This is a genomic window from Muriventricola aceti (genome assembly GCF_025567565.1).
GTDB classification, from domain to species: domain Bacteria; phylum Bacillota; class Clostridia; order Oscillospirales; family Oscillospiraceae; genus Lawsonibacter; species Lawsonibacter aceti.
In genome coordinates this window covers 1-1,276 of the sequence record NZ_JAOQKF010000026.1, presented here as the reverse complement: position 1 = coordinate 1,276, position 1,276 = coordinate 1, and the positions used below count along the sequence as shown (strand labels likewise).

Sequence of the window (1,276 nt, the reverse complement as noted above, 5' to 3'; positions counted from 1 at the left end):
CGCAAATTGCAAGTGTAAGTTGGACACCTGCACGGTAGAACTTAGTGAATCAGAGCGTCGGTCAGGATGGAAGCCGCTGGCTTCCGTCCTGGGCGATGCTGCCGCAGCCTTCGGCTGCGTAAACAGAGTCGAGGAACTCGTCAAACAGCTCCTCCGGGGTGCGGTAGCCAAGCTTCTTGCGAGGCCGTCCGTTCAATTCATCAGCTGCAGCCAAGATATACTCAGCAGAGAAAGCCTCAATGGACACGCCCTTCGGAACGAAGGCTCGAAACAGCCCGTTGTGACGTTCGTTTTGGGGACGTTCCCACGAGGTGTAGGGATGCGCAAAGTAGACTGCACAGCCCCAGTTCTCGACCTGACTGAACGCAGAGAACTCCGAGCCGTTGTCCACGGTAATGGTCTTGAAGACCTGTGAGAACTTTTCTCCGAATCCTTCCCTGAGTGACTGCATGGCGTTCAGAACGGAGTCTGCATCCTTGCCGGGAATTCGAATGGCAATATAGTTCTCCGTTTTCTTCTCCAACAGGGAGAGGACAACAGCCTCCTTACTGCCCCTCTTGCCGACCACGGTGTCACCCTCCCAATGACCTTCCTCGATGCGCAGAGCTGCGATCTCAGGCCTCTGAGAAATGTCTGTGCCGAAGTTCTTCTTGTGTTCACGGGGCTTGGAATCCTTGTGCTGCTTGCGTTTCATGGCTTCGGGCAGTTCTGTCACAGACAAGTCAAGGCTGCCTGCCCAGACCTCATTGTAAAGCGTGTGGGTGCAGACCATCTCCTCTGCTGAAAACAGCTTGTGCAGACGAGCATATCCGACGCAGGCATCCAAAGACCACTTGTGTTCTTTGACCTGTTCCATTATCCAGCGAATGAAACGAGTGCAGTGACAGATTCGGTGTGGTTTCCGAGAACGCTTTCTGTTCGCCTTGTAGACCGCTTCTCCACGCCTTGCCGAGTATCCGGGCTTCCTGCCCTTGCTGCTCTTTCGGGGCGGTGTGCCGCGCTTTAGCTCGTTTCCAACGGTGGTTGGTGAACATCCGATTGCTCTGGCAATGGCTCTGTTCGTGTAGCCTGCGTTCTTGAGATGCTGGATCGCGCCTCGTTCCTCTCGCTGTAAGTGCTGTCCCTTCTTGCGTTCTACCGATTCTGTGATATAATCTTGGCAGTCCATAGTGATTGCCCTCCCTTGGAAGAAGTTGTGTGCAAACTTCATTCTACCATGTGGGGAAAATCACTATGGATTTTTTCTTAGGTGTCCAACTTCATTTTACAATCAACC

At 53.3% G+C, this 1,276-nt stretch carries 1 protein-coding gene; it reads right to left on the bottom strand.

Annotation, left to right across the window (positions count from 1 at the left end; translation table 11 throughout):
* Positions 1–61 precede the first annotated feature (61 nt).
* Positions 62–1,168 (bottom strand): IS30 family transposase, encoded by a 1,107-nt coding sequence (locus OCV64_RS16050; protein ID WP_123159001.1) that lies wholly within the window; start codon positions 1,166–1,168, stop codon positions 62–64.
* Positions 1,169–1,276 lie beyond the last annotated feature (108 nt).